We start from the raw sequence: 19,883 nt of genomic DNA, 5'->3' as shown, positions 1-19,883 counted from the left end.
GCTTGTTGTGGATGCTTACCCGCCCCAGGTGCCGGCCCCTAGGACCCCACCAATGCCATGCAGTTTTGGTGTCCGCCACCGTGCAATTATTTGTCCGCCACTGTGCAGTTTTAGATGTCCGCTAACAGAAGACTTGTTCCGCCTGCGGACGAGTAGCCGCGTCTATGCCGTTGAGCGTCCGTGAGTGGACCTGCGACGGTTGTGGTGCCTCCCATGACCGAGACACCAACGCGGCGAGTTCCGCCGGAAGTAACGACTGTGGAGAAGAAAGCTCTGGCCAAACACCAAGCCTAGGTTTGCCGTCTGGTGAAACTGGCTTCGACGAAGCAGTAAGTGAACTGCAAACCTACGTGAGTGGATTTGTGTGAGGTTCATAGAACGGTAGGATTGGGGCATGCAGACAAAAGACAAGTGGTTGCTGCGACTCAGTGCAGCGTGGAGTATCTACGTGTGGTCAGTGCTCATCAAGAACATGATCAAGGATCGGGAGCATTCAGTTCGCTTTCGACTCGTCCATATTGGCCTTGGTACAATATCGACGAGCTTTGCGGTGCTGACCTGGAAGATTGCTGCCAAGCCACGATTGAGTACCAATAGCGATTGATCAGCTGGTTCTTGGCAGAGCGACCTTAGTGATTTGTCGTCGTCTCTGTCACCCTAATCCATCGGCCACGGGTGAGCATCAGTAGATCGTCGGGCCGGAGTTGCAGCACGTGCGACGGTGTTCCTGCGCTTAACCAAATCCAATCAAACTTGGCTAGGGTGATATCAAGCAGACAGGGTACGTCGTCTGTGACCGCGAGCGGAGTCACGCCGCCCACCGCAAGCCCGAGGTGTCCGAGCACATAGTCGGCGCCGACCGAATGGACCGTGGTCCCGACGGTGGTGGCGATCAGTTGCTTGTCGATGCGGTGGTTACCAGCCGCCACCACGATCAACGGCGTACCGCCCAGGTCAAAGACAATGCTCTTGGCGATCTGTGCGACGTCGCACCCGACGGCTTGAGCAGCGTCTCTGGCGGTGTGGGTTCCGGCTTCAAAGGCCACGATAGTGTCGGCGATACCGCGAGCCGCCAGGCGCTGGCGAACGACCTGTAAGGGATCGTGCGTGGTGGCCATTTGATGGTGGTCAGTCCTGCTCGGCGATCGATGCAGGGATCGAGAGGGACTCGGCCCCGAGATCCCCGATGAGGAGCACCTCCACCGTCTCACCAGGCTGGTGATGGGCTCCGTCTGGTATGAGGATGAGTCCGTTGGCCTGGGCCATGCCGGTGAGGATGTGTGAACCTTGGTGGCCTTGGGGCGTGACGGTTAAGTCGCCAGCGCTATCGGTCTCGATGCTGCCCCGCAGCAGATGGAGCTTGCCATCTCGCTGGTGGTGCAGATCAACCGTCGTTCGGGCCCGAAGGGTGGGGCGAAAGATCGTGGTTGCACCGAGCATTTTAAGAATTGATGGACGCACAAAGAGTTCGAAGCTCACCAGGGCTGAGACCGGGTTGCCAGGCAAGCCAAAGACAGGCACACCGTCGATCAGACCAAACGCGTATGGCTTTGCGGGCTTGATGGCCACCTGAAACCAGGTGAACTGATTGTCTGAGAGTTCGTCAAGTACCGCCTTGGTGAAGTCGAAGTCGCCGACGCTGACCCCGCCCGAGGTGACCAGTGCGTCGCAGGTGGCAACGGCGTTGGTGAAGGAGGTTCTCAACTGCACGGGATCGTCTCCGATGTTGCCGAGATCGAGGGCAACCGCACCAGCAGAGCGAATCGAATCGAGCAACGAGGGTCGATTGGAGTCGCGAATCTTCCCGGGAGGCAGCTCGGGGGCATCGCTGAGTTCGTCGCCGGTGGAGATCACACCGATGATCGGTCGTCGAAAGGCGTTGACCTGCTTGGTCCCAAGCGACGCGAGCACGCCACGCACAGCAGGAGTTATCTTTGTCCCGGTGTCGAAGACGTGTTGGCCGACGTCGATATCGCTACCTTGGCGTCGGATATTGGCGCCAATGGATGGCGCCACGTGAATGGTGACCGTCTCTCCGTCGGTGCTCGTGTCTTCGACCATCACGATGGCCTCGGTCCCAGGGGGAATCGGTGCCCCGGTCATGATCCGGATCGCTTCGCCGGGTGCAACGGGTTGGTCACGAGGGTCGTCGCCGGCGGCGATGGTTGCGGTGACCTTGAGCACTGGAGATGTGGTAGCGCCAAAAGACTCGAGACAGACTGCGAAGCCATCGACCGCGGTGTTGTCAAACGGGGGGACTGGCTGATGAACGAGGACTGGCTCTGAAAGATACAAACCGCTTGCGTCGTCGATGTCGACAGGTGTAACCGGTAGGCGTTGGACGTGATCGAGGGTGTGTTCGATGACCTCGTGGAGTGGCCTCATGAAGTCTCGAACTCCCTCGCCATGATGTTTCGCAACTCGGCTGCGAATGCCGGCCCGATATCGTCGCGCTGTAAGGCCATCTCGACGACCGCCCGAAGGTAATCGAGTTTGTCGCCGACGTCGTAGCGGCCCTGTTGGAAAACCACGCCAAAAACTGGTTGGGACTGGCTGAGGAGTTCGATCGCATCTGTGAGCTGAAACTCGCCGTTCTTTCCGGATGGCGTAGCCTCGATGGCGTCGAAGATCTGAGGAGTAAACAGATATCGGCCGGTGATTGCCAGGTTCGACGGTGCATCCCTTGGATCTGGCTTTTCGACGACAGAGACCACCCGCAGTCTGGAGTTGGACTCTTCGACGACTGCGGCGCAGCCGTACAGGTGGATCTGCTCACGGGGGACCTGCATGAGCGAGAGGACGCTAAAGCCGGTCTCGCGGTGTAGTTGGAGCATCTTGGCGAGGAGATCAGAGTCCTCTGTCATGATGTCGTCGGCGAGCATGGTGACGAATGGATCGTTGCCGACATGGGCCTTGGCCCCAAGGACGGCATGTCCTAGTCCGAGGGGACGACCCTGGCGAATGTAGTGAATGTTGCCAAGCTTTGCGATCCCACGGACGATATCAAGCTCCTTAGGGCGCCCGGTGTCCGATAGTAGCTGTTCGAGTTCGAAGGATTCGTCGAAATGATCTTCAATGGAGCGCTTGCCGCGCCCGGTGATGACGAGGAGGTTGGTCAACCCGTTGCGTATTGCCTCCTCAATCACGTACTGGATGGCGGGTTTGTCGACGATGGGCAGCATCTCTTTGGGCTGGGCCTTGGTTGCGGGCAGGAACCGGGTGCCGAGCCCTGCTGCTGGAATCACTACCTTCGTGATCTGTGACATGCACCACTCCTTTGTTTGCCAGCTCATTCTATCGGATGGAATGAGGACACACACGTGGCGTTTACACTGAAGTTAGCAGTCTAGCACTGAGAGTGCTAGATCATCGAAGCGTAGTTGAGGGCCGAACTGGAGGAGCAATGCCGACGTATGAGTATGCCTGCAAGCAGTGTGGTGAACATGTCGAGGTGGTGCAGTCATTTTATGACGATCCGCTGACGACATGTGAGCATTGTGGGGGCGAGCTTCGCAAGGTGTTTGGCAACATCGGGATCGTGTTCAAGGGCTCCGGTTTCTATAAGACCGACTCGAGGGGCTCTCAACCTAAGAGCGGCGCATCCGTGGCGTCGTCGTCCGACGCAAAGGACACCAGCGCCTCGACGACGGCCGGATCCGGCGAAGTTGGCACCACGACGCCGTCCGAGAAGCCGGCATCGAGCGCGACGCCCCCAAAGGATGCCCCAGCATCGACACCGTCAAGCTCGACCAAGGGTTCTGACTCGGCGGCGTAGTCACCGCTTCCATCGCACCATCCGGCTCGACCCGTTGGTTGTTTCGATACCACTGGCCAGGCGGTCATCCCCTCCAAGTTCTTGGCTTGTCGGTGCCCGCGACGTTCGTCATCGTTGGCGGTTTGGTTTTGTGTCGGTATTGTTGTTCGTGTATTGCATCGGTTGGGCCGTGCTCTCGTTGGAACTGGTAGTCGTGGCGTCGTAGCTCATCACGCCAATCGATCCTGGCGTGACGTTGGTCTTGGTCGGATCCCGGATGGGATCGGCAAAGCGATGGTGGTACCGACCCCTTATGAGCAGCGAGACCAGGTCTTGGGGCCCGGTTGGTTGTCGCGCAATCGTGGTAAAGCTAGACCCGATCGCTTCGCCTACGTGAGCGTCCGAGGATGCGACGACCGGTAGTCCGAAGTGGTTCGCGATAGCCTCGGCTCGATGGTCGACTTTGACGGATTTCGAGTTACCGACCTCGACGATATCGACCAACTGCTCCTGACAAAGGTCTGCGAGCCGTTCGACACCGATGCCATGTCGGACGGTGTCGGTGGGGTGCGGCACATAGACCAGTCCACCTTGAGTATGGATGCGGCGACAGGTCTCGCTCAAGCCGAGGCCTCGCGGGATCAATGAGGTGAGATAGAGGCCGATAACCTCACCCTGGCCAGAGTTGATCTCCTCCCCAGTGATCGTGTCCAGCCCATAGGTGGCTCGAAGCGCATTACCCGCCATGATGTCATGGTGATCGGTGAGCGCGACGAGATCGATGGTCTCAGCTCCTGCGGCGTACTCAGCAAAGCTGGTTTTGGCATCCCCGGAGCGATAGGTGTGTGTGTGAAGGTCAAGGCGGCAAGAACCCACTCCTGTCACCTTAGGGGAGCATGGCGCCGACTCGTGTGTTGCGGTGGCACGCGTCGTGGACGCGTGAAGCCCAAGAATCGACACCCAAGGTCTTTGTGTAGTCGTCGTTGCTCGGTAAGCTGTCTAAAGGAAAGGTTTTGTCTAAAAAACGGCTTTTGCGAGAGGTCCTACCCAACGAGGTCCGGTTCAGTGCACGAGTTCCGATTCCCTAAGATTGGCTTCTCGGCTTGATCGCCCAGCCTATTGGCCCAGCTTATTGGCAAAGTCTCACAAACCGGGAAGAGGGAAGAGACCTTAGGTGGTTGTATCTGTCAGAGAGCCCGTTGAAAGGAAGTTGGTGTGCTGGAGGAGAACAATTCGTTGGCTCACATACTGGTCGATGTGGCCGCACCTCGTTCCATCGTCGAGATATCTCGGAGGGTCGAATCTGAGCTCCTCAAGTTCCTCACAACCGAATACACCCGTTGGAGTTTGATCGACCCAGAATTTTCGATGCCGATCGAGGCATTACGTCGGTTTGTCACCGCGGGCGGCAAGCGTCTCCGTCCTGCATTCTGTTACTGGACGGCCGTTGGCATGGGAGTCGATCCAGACGACCCCACGCTCATGCATACCTTGATTGGGTTGGAGCTGTTGCATACCTTTGCGCTGATCCACGATGACCTCATGGATCGTTCAGCCTTGCGACGTGGAGAGCCATCGGTGCATGCAGCGTTTGCAGCCCAACATCATCAAGAACAGTTGCGTGGATCGTCGGTTCAATACGGGGATTCCATGGCTATTTTGGTTGGCGATCTCGCGTTCGCCTATGCCGATCAGATGTTTATTGACGCGAACCGTCGAGCCAGACAACTCTACGCCGAGCTCAAGCTCGAGGTGAACCTCGGTCAGTCGCTGGATGTGTCCGGTAGCTTTGCTGCCCATACCTCGTTGATCAAGGCTGAGAGGATCGCGCTTTATAAGTCGGGTAAATACACCGTTGAGCGTCCGATGCATATCGGTGCTGCGATGGCGGAGCATTACTTTGCTGCCTCGGATGCCATCACCGACTTTGCAGTCCCATTGGGGATGGCATTCCAGCTGCGTGATGACGTCTTGGGAGTTTTTGGCCAGACCGAACGCACCAAGAAGCCAGTCGGCGATGACTTGCGAGAAGGGAAGCAGACCCTGCTGATAGGGTTGGCATGCCAGAAGTGGTCTTCGGCAGAGCGTGAACTCTTCGAGGGGCTGTTTGGGCGTGAGGATCTCACCATGCACGAGATCACAGCTCTGCAACGGTTGATTGAGGAGTCGGGAGCGCTCCAGGCGATGGAGGATCGAATCGACCAACTGTTCCTCCGTTCCATGGAGGCCTTAGATGGACTAAACCTGATCCCCGAGGCGCGCGCCGCCCTTGGAGAGATGGCTGGGTTTGTCGTCGATAGGTTGCATTGATGCCATCACCGACGGTGGTCATTGGCGCTGGATTCTCTGGATTGACAGCGGCGGTTGAGCTAGCTCGCCAGGGGCATCGGGTGACGGTGATCGATCGCAACCTCTACCCTGGTGGGCGGTCCGGTCGCTTCGATCGTGAAGGTTTTTTCATTGACACTGGACCGACCGTGTTCACGATGCCTGAGTTGTTCCAAGATATCTTTCGTCGAGCTGGTGCTGATCCGGATGACTATGTCCAGTTTCGTCAGCTTGAGCCTGGCTACCTCGCCTCCTTTGCCGATGCCTCGACGGTAGACGGTGGTGGTCGGATTGCGACCTATAGCAACCCAGATCAGATGTACGCAGAGATCGAAGCCAAGATCTCGCGAGACCAAGCCGAGGCTTACCTGCGATTTCGCCGTTACCTGCAAGAACTCTTCGCTGTGGAGTTCCCCTCGTTTATCGACATCCAGCTCAATAGCGTTGCAGCGCTGCTCAAGAACCCCACAGCGATGTGGCGGTTGATGAGGCTGCGTGGGTTCCAGCGTCTTCCAGCGGTGGTTGGTCACCACTTTCGTGACGAACGTCTGCAGCGGCTGTTCAGCTTTCAGGCGCTGTACGCGGGGCTTTCGCCGTTGAAGGCGTTGGGCATCTTTGCCATCATCGGCTACATGGACGTTGTCCATGGGGTCGTTCAGCCGGTTGGTGGTATGCGAGCAGCGGCGGACGGGTTGGCAAAGCTGGCGAGTGATCTAGGCGTCGAGTTCCGATATGGCACGCAGGTAGAGGCCTTTGTCATGCATGAGCACCGCGTGACACGTGTGATCACCGACGGCGGCTCTATCGACTGTGAGGCCGTTATCGCCTCCATGGATCCTGGCCAACTCGCGCTCTTGCTTGGGCGGCCCTTCACGCGTCTCGGGGGTCGTCACTGGACGATGTCACCGTCCTGTTATTTGTCGTTGCGCGGCGTCCAAGGTGAGATACCAACAGCTCTTGCACACCACAACATCTTCTTCGGCACGGAGTGGGCGGGGGCCTTTCGCGATCTCGTCGACCAGGGGCGTCTCATGCGTGATCCATCGACGTTGGTTTCAATCCCCACGCGGTCGGACCCGCAACTTGCACCGCCGGGATCTCACATCGTGTATGCGCTCGAGCCAACGCCCAATCTTGATGGTCGATTCGATTGGGAGCGGCTCGGCGGTGCCTTTGTCGAGCGCTTCGATCGCAGACTCGAACGATACGGGGTGACGCCGGAGTTGGCGACACCGGTGCGCCTCGATTTGGACCCACGCGACTGGGCGGGAATGGGCATGGATGCCGGCACACCGTTTTCGATCGCACATACGTTCTTTCAGAGCGGTCCGTTCCGTCCCTCGCTCGCAGATCCGGTGATCCCAAACCTGGTACGAACCGGCTCTGGAACCCAACCAGGCGTGGGGTTGCCGTTGGTGATGGTGTCGGGAAGGCTGTCAGCTCTCGAGATTGCCAAGGGGTTGTCATGAGCGACCAACTCGATAGCGAACTGGTTGCACCCTCGCGGGAACTGAACCGACGCCACGGCAAGACCTACTACCTTGCCTCTGCACTCCTTTCCAAAGATCGACGCCCATATGTCTTTGCCCTCTATGGGTTCTGTCGTTACGTGGACGACATCGTCGATGTCGACCAAAGTGATGCCACCGAGCGTCTCTCTAGAGTCGATGCCTTCAGGGAACGATTTCTCGCCGAGGTGGAGAGCAATCACTCTGATGATCCAATTCTGGCGGCAACGATTGCCACCATCCATCACTTTGCTATGCCGATCGAATACTTTGAGCGGTTTCTCGCCGCGATGCGCCAGGACTTTCTCGTAGAGCGTTATCGAAGTATCGACGACTTGCTTGGTTATATGGATGGCTCGGCTGCCGTCATCGGCGAGATGATGTTACCGATTTTGGGTGCCACTGATCCGGGGGCGCGCGCACCGGCTCGTGCGCTCGGCAATGCTTTTCAGCTGACGAATTTCTTACGAGACATAGATGAGGATCTCGATCGCGGCCGAATCTATGTTCCGACCGAGGACATCGATCGCTTTGGTGCCTGGAATGCCTTCCAACAGCGCCGAGCCACCGATTCGTTTCGTGAGCTGATGGCCTATGAAATCGCTCGGAATCGTCGCTGGTATGGAGATTCCCTCCTTGGAGATGCCTATCTCCATGGGCGAGCACTGCGCTGTATCCGGGCGGCACGACGGGTCTACGCCGCGATTCTCGACGAGATTGAAGCTGTTGATTACGATGTCTTCGCTGGTCGAGCGACCGTTACCCGGTCGAGACGTATGCGACTTCTCCTTGGGGCGCTGCTCGCCCCGTGATGCGTGGCCATGGATCGTGGGACGAGTTGCCCACCGCCCGTCGGGGGCACGGTTGGGCTCTTTGGATCTGCGTCTAAGACGCGTGAAAGACGATCTCAGACGCTTCTCAGATTGAGCTACGCTCGCGGTGAATGTCTGTCGGTAGCGTAGAAGACATTATGGCTACAGCCTTGGCGATCAACGAGGCCCCTGTCGGCTCCAACGTCGAACGCCCTCGGCGGCTCCCTCGCTTGAGCGCCCTCAGGATCTTTGCGGCGGTGGGAGTCGTCCTCTGTCACGTGGGCTATTACTTTACCAGCACCCGAGTGTTGCGCAAGGCCGAGGTTTATGGCTATGGGGGTGTCGAGTTCTTTTTCTTGCTGTCTGGCTTCGTGCTTACCTGGGCTTGGCTTCATCGTCCAATCGCTGTTCGTCAGTTTTGGTGGCGAAGAATCGCAAAACTCTATCCGATCACCTTGGCCCTCATGATCTTTGCGTACCTAGCACTTTCCCGATATGAGCGCATTCCAGGGGCCAGGGGCAAGGTGCTCGAGCTGACCCTGTTTCAAGCATGGTGGCCAAAGGAGCGGGTGTACTTTGGTGGTAACGGGGTGAGCTGGTCGCTTTCGTGTGAGATCTTCTTTTATCTCGCCTTCCCGTTCGTGTTGGCGGGCATCGAGCGATTGCGAGCACGAGGGTATTGGACGTTGGTGGCCATCACGCTAGGGATCTTGGTTGTTGCTCCGCTGACGGCTACAGTAACCGGTGTCGCTGAGCCGGTGCGCTATTGGTTATTCTTCGTCTTTCCACCGTACCAGTTTGGCTTCTTCCTCCTTGGAATGCTGTTGGCCCGTGCTATGCGGGAAGGAGTACGCCTCCCAAAGCCCTCGCTGATCTTCGGCCTGGCGTTGGCGTGGTTGGGGGTGCTCGTCGCCGTGGGTGCTGACTACTCGTTGAACCATGGACACGGGCTTTCTCGACCGATGGTACTGCTCGTTGCGCTGCCCGCCTTTGTAGCACTGCTCGGGGCTGCCGTCAGCAAGGATCTTGACCGCAAGCGATCGTTCATGACCAGCCGAGTCCTCACCTATCTCGGTATCGTCTCGTTTGAACTCTATCTCGTCCACAAGCCGCTCTTCCTGCTGGCGCTACCCTCTGGGGTCTGGAACAACAGTGGAGGACTGAGTGGAGCCGTGATGCTGATCGGGTTTCTAGGGATCGCGACGGTGGTGGCAATCGGCGTCCATCACGTTTGTCAGGTCCCAATCGAGCGTGTCTTGACAGGGAAAGCTCACCCCCTACAATGGGCTCGGAGTGCGGCGACGAGGCTCAGAGTTTTCGCTTGTGGTCTCCTCATCTGGTTGGCGTGTCGCGACGTGGATTGGTCCGAGGTCGATCACGAGCAGGTTGTGTCTTCGATAGCTTGTCATCCCTGTGATGAGAACGTGTGCGACAAGCTTGAGCTTTGACCGACGCCGAGCTCGGATGGGTGACCCATTTGGCTATGTCGATCTCGGCTGTTGGGCCCGCACAGGTTTGTATCGTTCGATGAGGTGGTGTGGTTGTGGATGCTAGACAGGGAGCACCGTGGCACGACGCTGAGGTGGCGCTCGCAACCAAGCATGGCAAAGAGGCCCAGATTGCTCCAGCGCTCGCGACCGTGGGTCTCGTCACGAGGGTGGTAGCCCTTGACACCGATCAGTTTGGCACCTTCGCTGGCGAGATCGAGCGTCCGGCCCCGGCGTCCGAGGTCGTTCTGTTAAAGGCGCGTGCGGGGCTGGAGGCTTTGGGACTCCCTCGGGGTGTGGCTTCTGAGGGGACACTTGGACCCTACCCCGAGCTTCCCTTGTTGACCTATGACCAAGAGCTTGTGGGGTATGTCGATCTCGAGTTTGGCTTCACCCTGATCGAAGAGGTGCTCAGTTTTGAGACGATGGCGGCATCGGTGCGCGCGCGACCAGGTGACGATCTCGGTGCGTTCTTGGCCTCCATCGATTTTGGTCCGCAGGGCGTGATCGTCAAACGAGGTGATCAGGTGCTGGATCCCATCGCCAAGGGTGTGGTGAACTACGATCAGCTCGTGGCCGCGCTCGAGTGCATCGGGACGAGTTCGACCGATGGCTGTGTGATCATCGAGACCGATCAACGTGCGCACCTGTGTCCCACGCGCTCACTGGTGATCAAAGACGCGGCGAATCGGCTCGCAGATCGGTTGGCACGTCGTTGTCCTGCGTGCTCGTGTCCAGGCTTTGGTGTCGTCGAACACGAGGCTGGCCTCGCGTGCTCAGCGTGTGGCTCAGAGACCAGTCTCGATCGCGCGGTCATCGAGGGATGTCCACGCTGCGGGGAGCGCGTGCGCATTCCGCTCATCAGTCAGGCCGACCCATCGATGTGTCCAATGTGCAACCCATGACACGAAACAACCTCATCGACGTCAACGCAATCTTGGCGCTGGCTCCGTGTTCAGTTCAATGCCGGAGGCTGTTTGATCGCTTAGCCAAAGTGAGCGGCTGATCGTGGATCAGCGGGTCACTGTCAATTAGCAGGCCGCCTGCCCCCACGAAACCGCTGTGGCTGAAAGGACGTCGTTACTAACGCATCAACGGCCACGAACTGGTCGCCCGAGGTGAGGGGCTAAACCGTGCTTCTAAGGCTCTGAGCACCAGGCGTCGAGGAAGAGCGGTTCGACGAACCAGACATGTGAAGCTACGACCGGGCGGGATTCCAGCTCTGGACGACCTCGAGCTCCATCATTGGGCGCAGCCGCGCAGGGATGATGGGTGCCAACATGCCATACGGCTCTTCGTTGTAGAGGTGATGTAGCGCATGAGCATGCTTAAGGTACTCGAGATAGCGAACCTTTGGGATCGCCCCGAGCCGCTGGTGAATGTAGAAGTCGTGGACAAAGCTATAGGCGGCGCCGTAGAGCGTAATGCCGATGGCGATCGGCAACAGGGCGGGGTGCGAGGTGGCGAGCCAGAAGAGGACAATGGTGGGCACCGCGAAGCCGATGGGGAAGAGGTCATTGGCCTCGAACGTCGTCTCCCTCGGGCGGTGATGGGAGGCGTGTAAAAACCAGGCCACACCGTGCATAATTGCCCGGTGCGCCAGATAGGCCACTGGCTCCATGAGGATGAAGGTAGCGATGAGAATCGCGACAAAGACCATAAGACTCTCCTTGTTCTCTTGGTAAGTCTAACAGAACGGCTGCTGTTATTATTCTCCGGCTCCTCATCCAAGGACTGCCGGGACTGTCAGATGATGCTTGAGAAGACGTCATTTGGTAACCGACTCCTGGTGTGATGCCAGGGTAACAACACTCAACGACTGGAGCGTCGTAATCGCAAGTCAATGGCGGCGAATCATGGTAGCTTGAGTCATGGTGGTAGTGGTGCCCCTGCGTTGAAGGTTGGGACAAAGTACGAGTGGATTATCCCACAGCTCTCGGTGCGAGCCTAGCGAAGGCAAGGTGCACTGTGATCGTGATCGGTTCCAGCGATCAGAGGCTGATCAGCATGATTCGTCAGCGCTGTTGGGTGGGCGACTTCTCTTTGGGAGCGTTGTCGCCGTTGGGCGCAAAGCGTAGCCAGAGGGTGATGGTCAAGAGTGTCAGGGCAAAGCCGTAGGCAAAATCTTCGATCGGTATCGACCAGGGAAATCTGATCCCTGAGAACTGATGGGCGTTGTAGATGACGATCGGACTCGAAAGCTTGGTCAACCAGCCATCGACAGGGATTTGGAAGATCGCCACGATAATCCACGCAATCCAAAAGTTAAGCGTGCGCAATGCGCGGGACTTGGTGACGAAGCGGTCGATGATGATTGTTGCCAGGACTGCACCGATGGCCTCAATGGTGTAGAGTCCCACGCTAACTTCTTTGCCTAAGCCGCGCGAACAACGCGCGGCGATGCCGGACGGTTTCGAACGTGAGCAGAGCACAGATCGGTATCACGATGAAGAAGGCGACCTCTTCAATCGGTAGCGTGCCAGCTAGCTTGACCCCTGTTGTGTAGTGCCTGGAGTATGTCCACAGCCCTTGCTTGATCGAGAGAGCGTCAAAGGCGGAGAATAACACGGCGACGATCCCCACGGTCATGAGAAGCCGTTTCGGTTGTCGCCAGACGCGTGCGCCGAGCAGCTCGAGCGGGAGGGTGGCAATGAGGCAAAGAGCCATCAGGATCAGGTATTGAAAGTGAGCCATTCGCACTCCAGCTTAATGGCGTCCGTGTTGGTTGCCCTAAACGCTGGTGGCCGAGCTGTGCTTTCACGGCTACCGACGCCAAGCCTTTGTCATGGGCCACGAGGCGTCACCTGCGGAGCCGTAAGGGCGAGACGAGATCGAGTGCCGTGTGCAATGCACCAATTAGGGTGCGATGGTCAAGTCGATGGAATCCTGAAGGCGTTTCGCTGGTTGTTGCTACTCAATGGGTACCCAGGTAGTATTTCAGTGGAGTCCTTTGCAGCGTCGCAGGATAGTTGGAGTCGGTTAGGCGTATGGAATTAGAGAACATCAGTGGTCCTGGCGACCTCGCTGACCTTAGCACCGTGGAGCTCGAGGATCTAGCCGGTCAGATTCGCGAAAGAATCGTTGGCACCGTGTCGAAGAACGGCGGTCATCTCGGATCGAACCTTGGGTTGGTGGAGATCACGCTGGCCCTTCATCGAAGTTTTGATTCACCCCGGGACGTGATTCTCTTTGACACCGGGCACCAGACCTACCCCCACAAGCTGCTCACCGGCCGGAACAAAGATTTTGATACCCTTCGACGTCGCGGCGGTATATCCGGATACCCAAACCGATCCGAGTCTGAACACGACTGGATTGAGAATTCGCATGCATCGACGGCGCTGAGCTACGCCTATGGTATGGCGGCTGCTTTCCAGGTCGAAGCCGATGACCCTTCGGCGCTGCCGCTTCGCAGGGTAGTGGCGGTTGTTGGGGACGGAGCGTTGACGGGGGGTATGGCCTATGAAGCTCTCAACAATATCGGGCACCGCCGACTGCCGATCATCATTATCTGGAACGATAACGGTCGCTCATACGCGCCGACCATCTCGCGCCTTTCGTCGTCGCTTACCAAGCTTCGACTGAACCCCTCCTACATTCAGGCAAGGAATCGTATTAAGCAGGTCATCACCGAGCTGCCAAAGGTGGGCAATCGCGCGGTGAGTTCTCTTGCGAACATGACCTCCGCCTTACGCGAGGCTATTGAACCACGGGTCTTCTTTGAAGCCCTTGGAGTGCGCTACACCGGACCGATTGACGGACATGATATTGCGGAACTCGAGTATGCGCTCGCTGGGGCACGGGAGTGGAATGGCCCAATCGTCGTCCATGTGCTCACGCAGAAGGGCAAGGGCTATCCACCGGCTGAGGACGACGAGCTGCAGTGTCTGCACGATCTCAAGGTACCCCAGGTGTTCTCAGATGTTGAGGGTGGCCCGCCAGTCTCCTATACCGAGACCTTCTCCAATGAACTGGTGCGCATCGGCCGGGAGAACCCGTCGGTGGTCGTGCTGACGGCTGCTATGGGTGGGCCAACTGGCCTGTTGCCATTCGCAGAGATGTTCCCAGGGCGCTATTTTGATGTTGGCATCGCCGAACAACATGCCGTGACCGCGGCAGCTGGGATGGCCATGGCTGGTCTACATCCTGTGGTTGCCATCTACTCCACCTTTATGTCGCGAGCGTTCGACCAGATCAATCTCGATGTTGGGCTCCACGGCCTTCCAGTGACGTTCGTGATGGACCGGGCTGGTGTGACCGGCGATGATGGTCCGAGTCATCATGGGATTCTTGACTTAGTGCAGATGTTGTCGGTAGCGGATATGACGGTATTCGCGCCATCCTCGGTCGAGGAGCTGCGTGTTCAGCTCAACACAGCTATCGCGATCGAGGGCCCGTCGTCGCTTCGTTTTTCCAAGACCCTCGCCCCTCGAACCGTTCGTGGGGGTGTGGGGGTTGGTATGGAGGCCCGGGTAGTTCGTGAGGGCACGGGCACGATGGTAGTGGTTGGCATCGGGAAGATGTTGGTGCCGGCGTTGCTTGCGGCTGATCTTCTTGAGTCCGATGGACGTGATGTCACGGTCATCGATCCACGGGTGATTCGACCTTGTCCTCCGGCCATGATCGAACGGTTGGCCAGCGCTGATCGGGTTGTGACCGTAGAGGATGGGCTGGTGCAGGGCGGTGCTGGAGCTTTTATCGCCCAGGCAGTGCATGCGGTGAATCCGCGAGTCATGTTTGCCAATCTTGGCATCCCTGCGCAATATCTGCCGCACGGGAACGTCGATGCGCTTTTGACCGAGTTGGGGCTAGACGGGCTTGGAATCGCTCGGGCTATTCGAGCCTTCCTTGCTCAAACCGAGGATGAGGTTCACCAAGCCGGTCGCTCGTAGTTCGCCGCCGTCCAGAGCCAGAGCCAGGCGCAAGAGTGTCTACGTCATTTCTGGCTTTGGTGCGTGCCTTGACTTCGGGTTGACCATCCAGCCTGATGGTGTCGTGGCTGAGCGTCCCCTCGGCGAGCCATAATCGTGCGGTGTTGGTGGTCAAGAGCATGGGCATGCGCCCATGAACCTCAGCGACGTCGTCGTTGGCATCCTGTGTGAGGATGACGAACGATCGGCTCACAACGTCGAGGAGTCCGGCTGCCAGGAGAGATGACTCAGTTGCAGCTTCGCGGAAGATGAACGAGCCGGTTGGCCCCGATTCGTAGAATGCATTCATCGGAATCAATATGCGGCCCCGATCGAGTAGTCGGCGAAAGGTTGGGCGTTCGCTGATCGTCTCCGATCGGGCATTGATCAGCAGTCGCTGCTGTGGCCGATACAACCCAAAAGTGGCCCCCATGATTAGCGCCGATGTGACGATCAGGGCCTCGTCGGTCGGGCGAATAGTTCCCCCAGGAGATGGGGGTGGAGCCAGCGTGATGCCGAGTTGGGCCCCGAGCAGTTGGCACTCCCTTGGACCGAGCGCCTGTTCGAATCGTGCACACATAGCTCTGCTTCCCTCGCCTTCATCGTGGAGTGTGCATCTGCGACCGAGGCAGGCGTGCACCTTGGGTCTAGCATACCGACTGTGCCCAAACGTCGCAGTGTGCGACGATGTGTGCGCCATGTGACAGCATCGCTCATGCAGCGCTGTAGATCACTTGCCTTGGTGGTGTTGGCGATGGAAATTGTCTTCCGAAACTTTCTTACGCCGCCCTTGTATAAATGTCCCTCTTGGATATCGTGACTCTCTGCTCGCTCGATGAGGCATGGGTTGCGAGTACGCAGGGACGAGTTGTTCGCTCATTGGCATCCGTCGGCGCAGGTCCTGAACTCGTTGCTGGCCGGGCGGTCACTGAGCACCTCGAGATCCGTAGACTGGCCGTACTATGAGTGTCTTTGAAGATCTCACGGTTTGGGTTCAGCATTTCGTCTGGCAACGCCGGGTGGAGTCCTGGGAGCACGAGGCATCACCCAACCTTGCCAAGGTAATCGCTGCGGTGATTGAGGAGGCGTCTCCTCACCCATCGATGCTTGCACTCGATTTGGGCTGTGGCTCTGGTCAGGTCGGCTTGGGGCTTGCGCCCTTGGTAGCCTCGCTGACCGGTGTCGATATCTCCGAGCGGATGGTAGAGCGCTTGCTTGCCAGGGCACGAGAGGAGGGTGTGGTCAATCTTGTGGGGCGTGTTGCCCCCTTGGAACACCTTGATCTCGAGCCCGGATCGGTTGATCTGATCGTCTCCAACTACGTCTTCCATCATCTCAATGACGACGCCAAGGTAAGGGTAGTGGAGCTCTGCTATAGCTGGCTGCGACCTGGTGGCCGTCTCGTCATTGGCGACATGATGTTTGGCCGTGGTGGTACAGCCCAAGACAGGCAGGTGATTGCGGACAAGGTCAAACTGCTTGCGGCCAAAGGGATTGGCGGCTATTGGCGCATCGCGAAGAATGGTGTGCGGTATCTGCTGCGTATTCAGGAGAAGCCGATATCGAAGGAGCGCTGGGTTGAGGTGTTGAGGGCCGCTGGGTTTGCTGATGTGCAGGTGCGCACCGTGGTGGCCGAGGCAGGGGTTGTGGTTGGTGCCAAACCGTTGACCGCAGGGGAGACAAAGCATCGCGACTAGTGTGTCTCACAGAATGCTTGCATAACGTGACGACAGGCCCTTCCAGCGCAGGAGCTTTGGATAGGCGCTTTGGAGAGGAGGTATTGGTGCGATCTGAACCCCCAAGTACCGGCCCTCAGTTGTTTGTGGATCCCAAGTAAGCGGACCACCTCCAATTCGTCTCCAAAGTCGCGTCCCCCCCTGCTAAAAGGAGGTCTGTGTTGTGCAAAACCTTGACCCAAGCGTCGAAAGCCAAGAGTCAACTATCCGCGGTGGCCTTGGCAAAATCACCTTCGATGAGCTTCGCTCCTCGCCCTCGCTGAAGCGGAAGCTTCTCGCTCTTCTCGCCGTCATCGGTCCCGGCATCATCGTGATGGTGGGGGACAACGATGCCGGCGGCATCACGACCTACGCCCAGGCGGGCCAGGCATATGGCTACACGTTGCTGTGGCTCATGCCGGTTTTGGTTATTGTGCTAGCCGTATCCCAGGAGATGGTAGTGCGCCTGGGTGCCGTCACTGGGGTAGGCCACGGACGCCTGCTAAAGGAACGCTTCGGTCGTTTCTGGGCGGTGTTTTCGGTCGTCGATCTGTTCGCTCTCAATTTATTGACCCTCATCACCGAGTTCATCGGCGTGCGTTATGCCCTCGGCTACTTTGGTGTTCCGCCGGCGATCGCCGTGACCGTGATGGGTCTGGTGCTCGTCGGTGCGGTCGCCAGCGGTCGGTTTGAGCGCTGGGAGCGTTTCATGCTCATCCTCGTCCTTGTCAGCCTTTTGGTGATCCCACTCGTGCTCTTGAGCCCCTGGCACGCTGGTAACGTGCTCCATGGGCTCTTGATCCCGGGTGTCAGAGGCGGCGTGACCTCGACCGCCACTATCTTCATCATTGGGATCGTTGGGACAACAATCGCCCCCTGGCAGCTTTTTTTCCAGCAATCCAACGTGGTAGATAAGCGTATTACTCCTCGATGGATCAAGTACGAGCGTGCCGACACCTTTGTTGGTTCCATCGTCACCAACGTTGCAGGTGCCTTGGTCATGATTGCAGCTGCTGCCGTGTTTGTTGGCTTCAAGGTGGGAGCTTTCCAAAATGCCGGACGGCTTGCCTCTGGATTTGCCAGCCACCTTGGCTCGATCGAAGGGGTTATCTTCGCGATCATCTTGCTTGAGGCGTCGTTGATCGGGGCAGCTACAGTGACCCTCTCGACCTCGTACGCGCTTGGCGATCTCTTCGGTGTTGACCAATCACTCAACACGCCGGTACGTGAGGCCAAAGGGTTCTATGCCTCGTATGTCGTTCTGGTCGCGATCTCGGCCGGTGTTGTGTTGATACCTTCGCTGCCGCTCAGTCTTGTCAACCTTGCCGTCCAGGTTCTGGCTGGTGTACTACTCCCAAGCGCGCTGTTGTTCCTCCTCCTGCTTTGCAATGACCACGAAATCATGGGCCCCTGGGTGAATCCACCCTGGCTCAATGTGCTTGCGACCTTCATCGTCTCACTGTTGTTGCAGCTGTCGCTCATTCTTACCGTAGTGACGGTCTTCCCAAGTGTTCCCGTCACTGGGCTCCTGGTGGGCACTTTTATCCCCGTCGTATTGGTGACGGTTGGCGTCGCGATCTATCAGTTCAAGGTGCGTGAAATCGTGGTGATCGACAAGGTCAAGCGCGTGAGTTGGTCGATGCCGGCATCAGCCCTACTCCATCGCCCCAAGCAGTCTCGTGGGCGCTCGGTGATCTTGGGGTTCGTCCGTATTTACCTCATCATTGCGGTGGTGCTGATGGTTGTCAGTTTTGTCCGATTGGGTTCGGGCTGATCGTCAACCGGAGACCGAGACGAGGGTTGTCCGCGAAGGACTCAACCATCCAGGGCGTTGTCATGCCTGGACTGTACGGTAGCGCGATCGTACACCTAAAAACATGGACACCCAAAAACATGGACAACTCAACATGGCGAAAAGATGCTCATGTCGCACAAGGGTTGAACGGACCCTTGTGGATACGCCGCTCGTCTGCGGATGATCGGGGGCAGATGGGCTGTCCGAGTATCGCTACTCAGACAATGCCTCTTGTCGTCTGCGCCAGCTTGGAGTGATGGTGCGTGGCAGAACATCATCGACTGTCACCGCGCCGAGCAGGACCCCGGCTTCGTCGATGACCGCTAACGCCGCAAGGTTGTAGTCAGCCATGATGACCGCGACCTCACTTAAGTCGGAGTCTGGTCGAACAATTGGGGGTTCGTTGATTGCATGGATCGCCAAGGTGTCGTCTGCATCAGCGCTGATCAGCTTAGAGATCGAGATCTGTCCAACCAGGTGCCCGTCGGGATCGGTGAGAAAGATGGACCACAGGTTATGTGGCAGTGATTCGCGAGTACGAAGACTGACACAGGCTTGGCCAATGGTGGACTCCGGGGAGAGCGCCACGATATCAGTGGTCATGAGACCACCAGCTGACTCGGGGTGATAGCTGAGAAGCCGATTGATGGACTCGCGTGCGGGGCTCGGAACGGCAGCCAAGACCGGCTCACGGCGCTCTTGGTCGAGGCTCAGGAGGAGGTCGACGGCATCGTCTGGCTCCATCTCGCTCAGGAGCTCACCGACCTCAGCGTCGGTTCGGTGACGAATTGCGTCGCGCTGTCGGGCCGGGACAAGCTCTTCAACCACGTCTGCCTCGAACTCGGGATCGGCCTGGAGTGCGCCCAGGATCTCCTCTCCCTCGACCTCAGAGGCCTCTTCGAGGAGATCGGCGAGTTGGGCCGGATGGAGCTTGCGGATGCTACGAAGTTCAAGACGTTTGCGTGCGCTCGGGACGTGACCGACGAGCGGTACAAGGTCAAGCCAGTCGACTTGTGAGTGGCCACTCGAGGTTCGCTTGGTCTTGAGCCATCGACTTCGATGCGCGGTCGCAACGTCGATGGATACGGCTTTCCAGTCCCTGCCATCCTGGTAAAAACCAACATCCTTGGCATTGACCAATCGTGGTCGGAGCTTGGATTTCGCCCAAATCAAGTGGTGATCGAGCAGATCTCGTTCGATCAGGATCTCTCCGGGACGACGCTCAAACGGGGCGAACTCGCCAAGGGCCTGGTCGGTTGCGATGGACTCATCGGAGAGGGCGCTCAGTTTGTCGCTGGAGACAAAAATTGAAGTGTCGTTGACCACGACCAGGAACCCAGTGAGGACGGGGTAGGCGGCCTCTTCGAGGCGGATGACCGCGTCCTCGATTTTGCCGAGTTCTGAGCCTTGGACGAACACAGGGTTGCGGACGAGCTCGGTAAACCATAGGAGTTGCTCCATTAGATGGATAAGTGTAGCACGTGCACGCGAAGTTAGTGAGGGTGCGCTGACATACCAGGCGGGCCCGCAAACGGTAAGCTAGGCGCTGTGACAGTAGTAAGCCAGACAGCCGC

General features: G+C 58.1%; 19 protein-coding genes and 1 pseudogene. 10 read left to right on the top strand and 10 right to left on the bottom strand.

Annotation, left to right across the window (positions count from 1 at the left end):
• The first annotated feature begins 394 nt into the window (after positions 1 to 394).
• Positions 395 to 604, top strand: coding sequence for a hypothetical protein (locus tag MP439_07870; GenBank protein MCI2975978.1), 210 nt, complete (start codon positions 395 to 397; stop codon positions 602 to 604).
• A 25-nt stretch (positions 605 to 629) separates the two neighbouring features.
• Here the strand turns inward: MP439_07870 and MP439_07865 are convergent, their stop codons facing one another.
• From MP439_07865 to galU, 3 genes are read right to left on the bottom strand one after another with little or no spacing between them, the layout of a single operon-like run.
• A complete protein-coding gene (locus MP439_07865; protein ID MCI2975977.1) occupies positions 630 to 1,118 on the bottom strand; it encodes a YbaK/EbsC family protein in 489 nt (162 codons plus the stop codon).
• Positions 1,119 to 1,128: 10 nt separating this feature from the next.
• Positions 1,129 to 2,385 carry a molybdopterin molybdotransferase MoeA gene (locus tag MP439_07860; GenBank protein MCI2975976.1) on the bottom strand — a complete coding sequence of 419 codons (1,257 nt, stop codon included), beginning with the start codon at positions 2,383 to 2,385 and terminating at the stop codon, positions 1,129 to 1,131.
• Positions 2,382 to 3,266, bottom strand: a complete 885-nt coding sequence (galU, locus tag MP439_07855; GenBank protein ID MCI2975975.1) for a UTP--glucose-1-phosphate uridylyltransferase GalU — start codon at positions 3,264 to 3,266, stop codon at positions 2,382 to 2,384. The genes MP439_07860 and galU overlap by 4 nt, the downstream gene beginning before the upstream one ends.
• A 137-nt stretch (positions 3,267 to 3,403) precedes the next feature.
• Here galU and MP439_07850 point away from each other — a divergent pair.
• A pseudogene (locus MP439_07850) lies at positions 3,404 to 3,496 on the top strand (FmdB family transcriptional regulator).
• An 86-nt stretch (positions 3,497 to 3,582) separates the two neighbouring features.
• On the opposite strand, the gene MP439_07845 reads toward MP439_07850, so the two are convergent.
• Both MP439_07845 and MP439_07840 read right to left on the bottom strand, forming a co-directional pair.
• Complete coding sequence (locus MP439_07845; protein MCI2975974.1) at positions 3,583 to 3,843, bottom strand: hypothetical protein; 261 nt, start codon at positions 3,841 to 3,843, stop codon at positions 3,583 to 3,585.
• A gap of 40 nt (positions 3,844 to 3,883) precedes the next feature.
• The gene (locus MP439_07840) at positions 3,884 to 4,630 is read right to left on the bottom strand and encodes a hypothetical protein (protein MCI2975973.1); all 747 of its coding nucleotides are present in this window, start codon (positions 4,628 to 4,630) and stop codon (positions 3,884 to 3,886) included.
• Between the two features lie 339 nt (positions 4,631 to 4,969).
• Here MP439_07840 and MP439_07835 point away from each other — a divergent pair, with 339 nt between their 5' ends.
• The 5 genes from MP439_07835 to MP439_07815 all read left to right on the top strand — a co-directional run bounded on the left by MP439_07835 (position 4,970) and on the right by MP439_07815 (position 10,794).
• Positions 4,970 to 6,064 carry a polyprenyl synthetase family protein gene (locus MP439_07835; GenBank protein ID MCI2975972.1) on the top strand — a complete coding sequence of 365 codons (1,095 nt, stop codon included), beginning with the start codon at positions 4,970 to 4,972 and terminating at the stop codon, positions 6,062 to 6,064.
• On the top strand, positions 6,064 to 7,551 hold the full coding sequence (gene crtI / locus MP439_07830; protein ID MCI2975971.1) for a phytoene desaturase family protein: 1,488 nt from the start codon (positions 6,064 to 6,066) through the stop codon (positions 7,549 to 7,551). The genes MP439_07835 and crtI overlap by 1 nt, the downstream gene beginning before the upstream one ends.
• The gene (locus MP439_07825; GenBank protein ID MCI2975970.1) at positions 7,548 to 8,402 is read left to right on the top strand and encodes a phytoene/squalene synthase family protein; all 855 of its coding nucleotides are present in this window, start codon (positions 7,548 to 7,550) and stop codon (positions 8,400 to 8,402) included. The genes crtI and MP439_07825 overlap by 4 nt, the downstream gene beginning before the upstream one ends.
• A gap of 158 nt (positions 8,403 to 8,560) precedes the next feature.
• Positions 8,561 to 9,850, top strand: a complete 1,290-nt coding sequence (locus tag MP439_07820; protein MCI2975969.1) for an acyltransferase — start codon at positions 8,561 to 8,563, stop codon at positions 9,848 to 9,850.
• Between the two features lie 95 nt (positions 9,851 to 9,945).
• A complete protein-coding gene (locus tag MP439_07815; GenBank protein MCI2975968.1) occupies positions 9,946 to 10,794 on the top strand; it encodes a hypothetical protein in 849 nt (282 codons plus the stop codon).
• 293 nt (positions 10,795 to 11,087) lie between these two features.
• Here the strand turns inward: MP439_07815 and MP439_07810 are convergent, their stop codons facing one another.
• The 3 genes from MP439_07810 to MP439_07800 all read right to left on the bottom strand — a co-directional run bounded on the left by MP439_07810 (position 11,088) and on the right by MP439_07800 (position 12,583).
• On the bottom strand, positions 11,088 to 11,549 hold the full coding sequence (locus MP439_07810) for a sterol desaturase family protein (GenBank protein MCI2975967.1): 462 nt from the start codon (positions 11,547 to 11,549) through the stop codon (positions 11,088 to 11,090).
• A gap of 355 nt (positions 11,550 to 11,904) precedes the next feature.
• The gene (locus tag MP439_07805; GenBank protein MCI2975966.1) at positions 11,905 to 12,249 is read right to left on the bottom strand and encodes a lycopene cyclase domain-containing protein; all 345 of its coding nucleotides are present in this window, start codon (positions 12,247 to 12,249) and stop codon (positions 11,905 to 11,907) included.
• A 1-nt stretch (position 12,250) separates the two neighbouring features.
• On the bottom strand, positions 12,251 to 12,583 hold the full coding sequence (locus tag MP439_07800; protein MCI2975965.1) for a lycopene cyclase domain-containing protein: 333 nt from the start codon (positions 12,581 to 12,583) through the stop codon (positions 12,251 to 12,253).
• A gap of 293 nt (positions 12,584 to 12,876) precedes the next feature.
• On the opposite strand from MP439_07800, the gene dxs reads away from it, so the two are divergent.
• Positions 12,877 to 14,781 carry a 1-deoxy-D-xylulose-5-phosphate synthase gene (dxs, locus tag MP439_07795; GenBank protein MCI2975964.1) on the top strand — a complete coding sequence of 635 codons (1,905 nt, stop codon included), beginning with the start codon at positions 12,877 to 12,879 and terminating at the stop codon, positions 14,779 to 14,781.
• Here the strand turns inward: dxs and MP439_07790 are convergent.
• Positions 14,723 to 15,379 carry an SOS response-associated peptidase gene (locus tag MP439_07790; protein MCI2975963.1) on the bottom strand — a complete coding sequence of 219 codons (657 nt, stop codon included), beginning with the start codon at positions 15,377 to 15,379 and terminating at the stop codon, positions 14,723 to 14,725. The genes dxs and MP439_07790 overlap by 59 nt on opposite strands.
• 382 nt (positions 15,380 to 15,761) lie before the next feature.
• Here MP439_07790 and MP439_07785 point away from each other — a divergent pair, with 382 nt between their 5' ends.
• On the top strand, positions 15,762 to 16,496 hold the full coding sequence (locus MP439_07785; GenBank protein MCI2975962.1) for a class I SAM-dependent methyltransferase: 735 nt from the start codon (positions 15,762 to 15,764) through the stop codon (positions 16,494 to 16,496).
• 202 nt (positions 16,497 to 16,698) lie between these two features.
• Positions 16,699 to 18,288 carry a divalent metal cation transporter gene (locus MP439_07780; protein ID MCI2975961.1) on the top strand — a complete coding sequence of 530 codons (1,590 nt, stop codon included), beginning with the start codon at positions 16,699 to 16,701 and terminating at the stop codon, positions 18,286 to 18,288.
• A 234-nt stretch (positions 18,289 to 18,522) separates the two neighbouring features.
• On the opposite strand, the gene MP439_07775 is transcribed toward MP439_07780, so the two are convergent.
• Positions 18,523 to 19,770, bottom strand: coding sequence for a CBS domain-containing protein (locus tag MP439_07775; GenBank protein MCI2975960.1), 1,248 nt, complete (start codon positions 19,768 to 19,770; stop codon positions 18,523 to 18,525).
• Between the last annotated feature and the right edge of the window lie 113 nt (positions 19,771 to 19,883).

This window comes from Ferrimicrobium sp. (genome assembly GCA_022690815.1).
GTDB lineage: Bacteria > Actinomycetota > Acidimicrobiia > Acidimicrobiales > Acidimicrobiaceae > Ferrimicrobium.
Note: the sequence above shows the minus strand (reverse complement) of the source record. Positions and strands in the feature narration are given on the sequence as shown.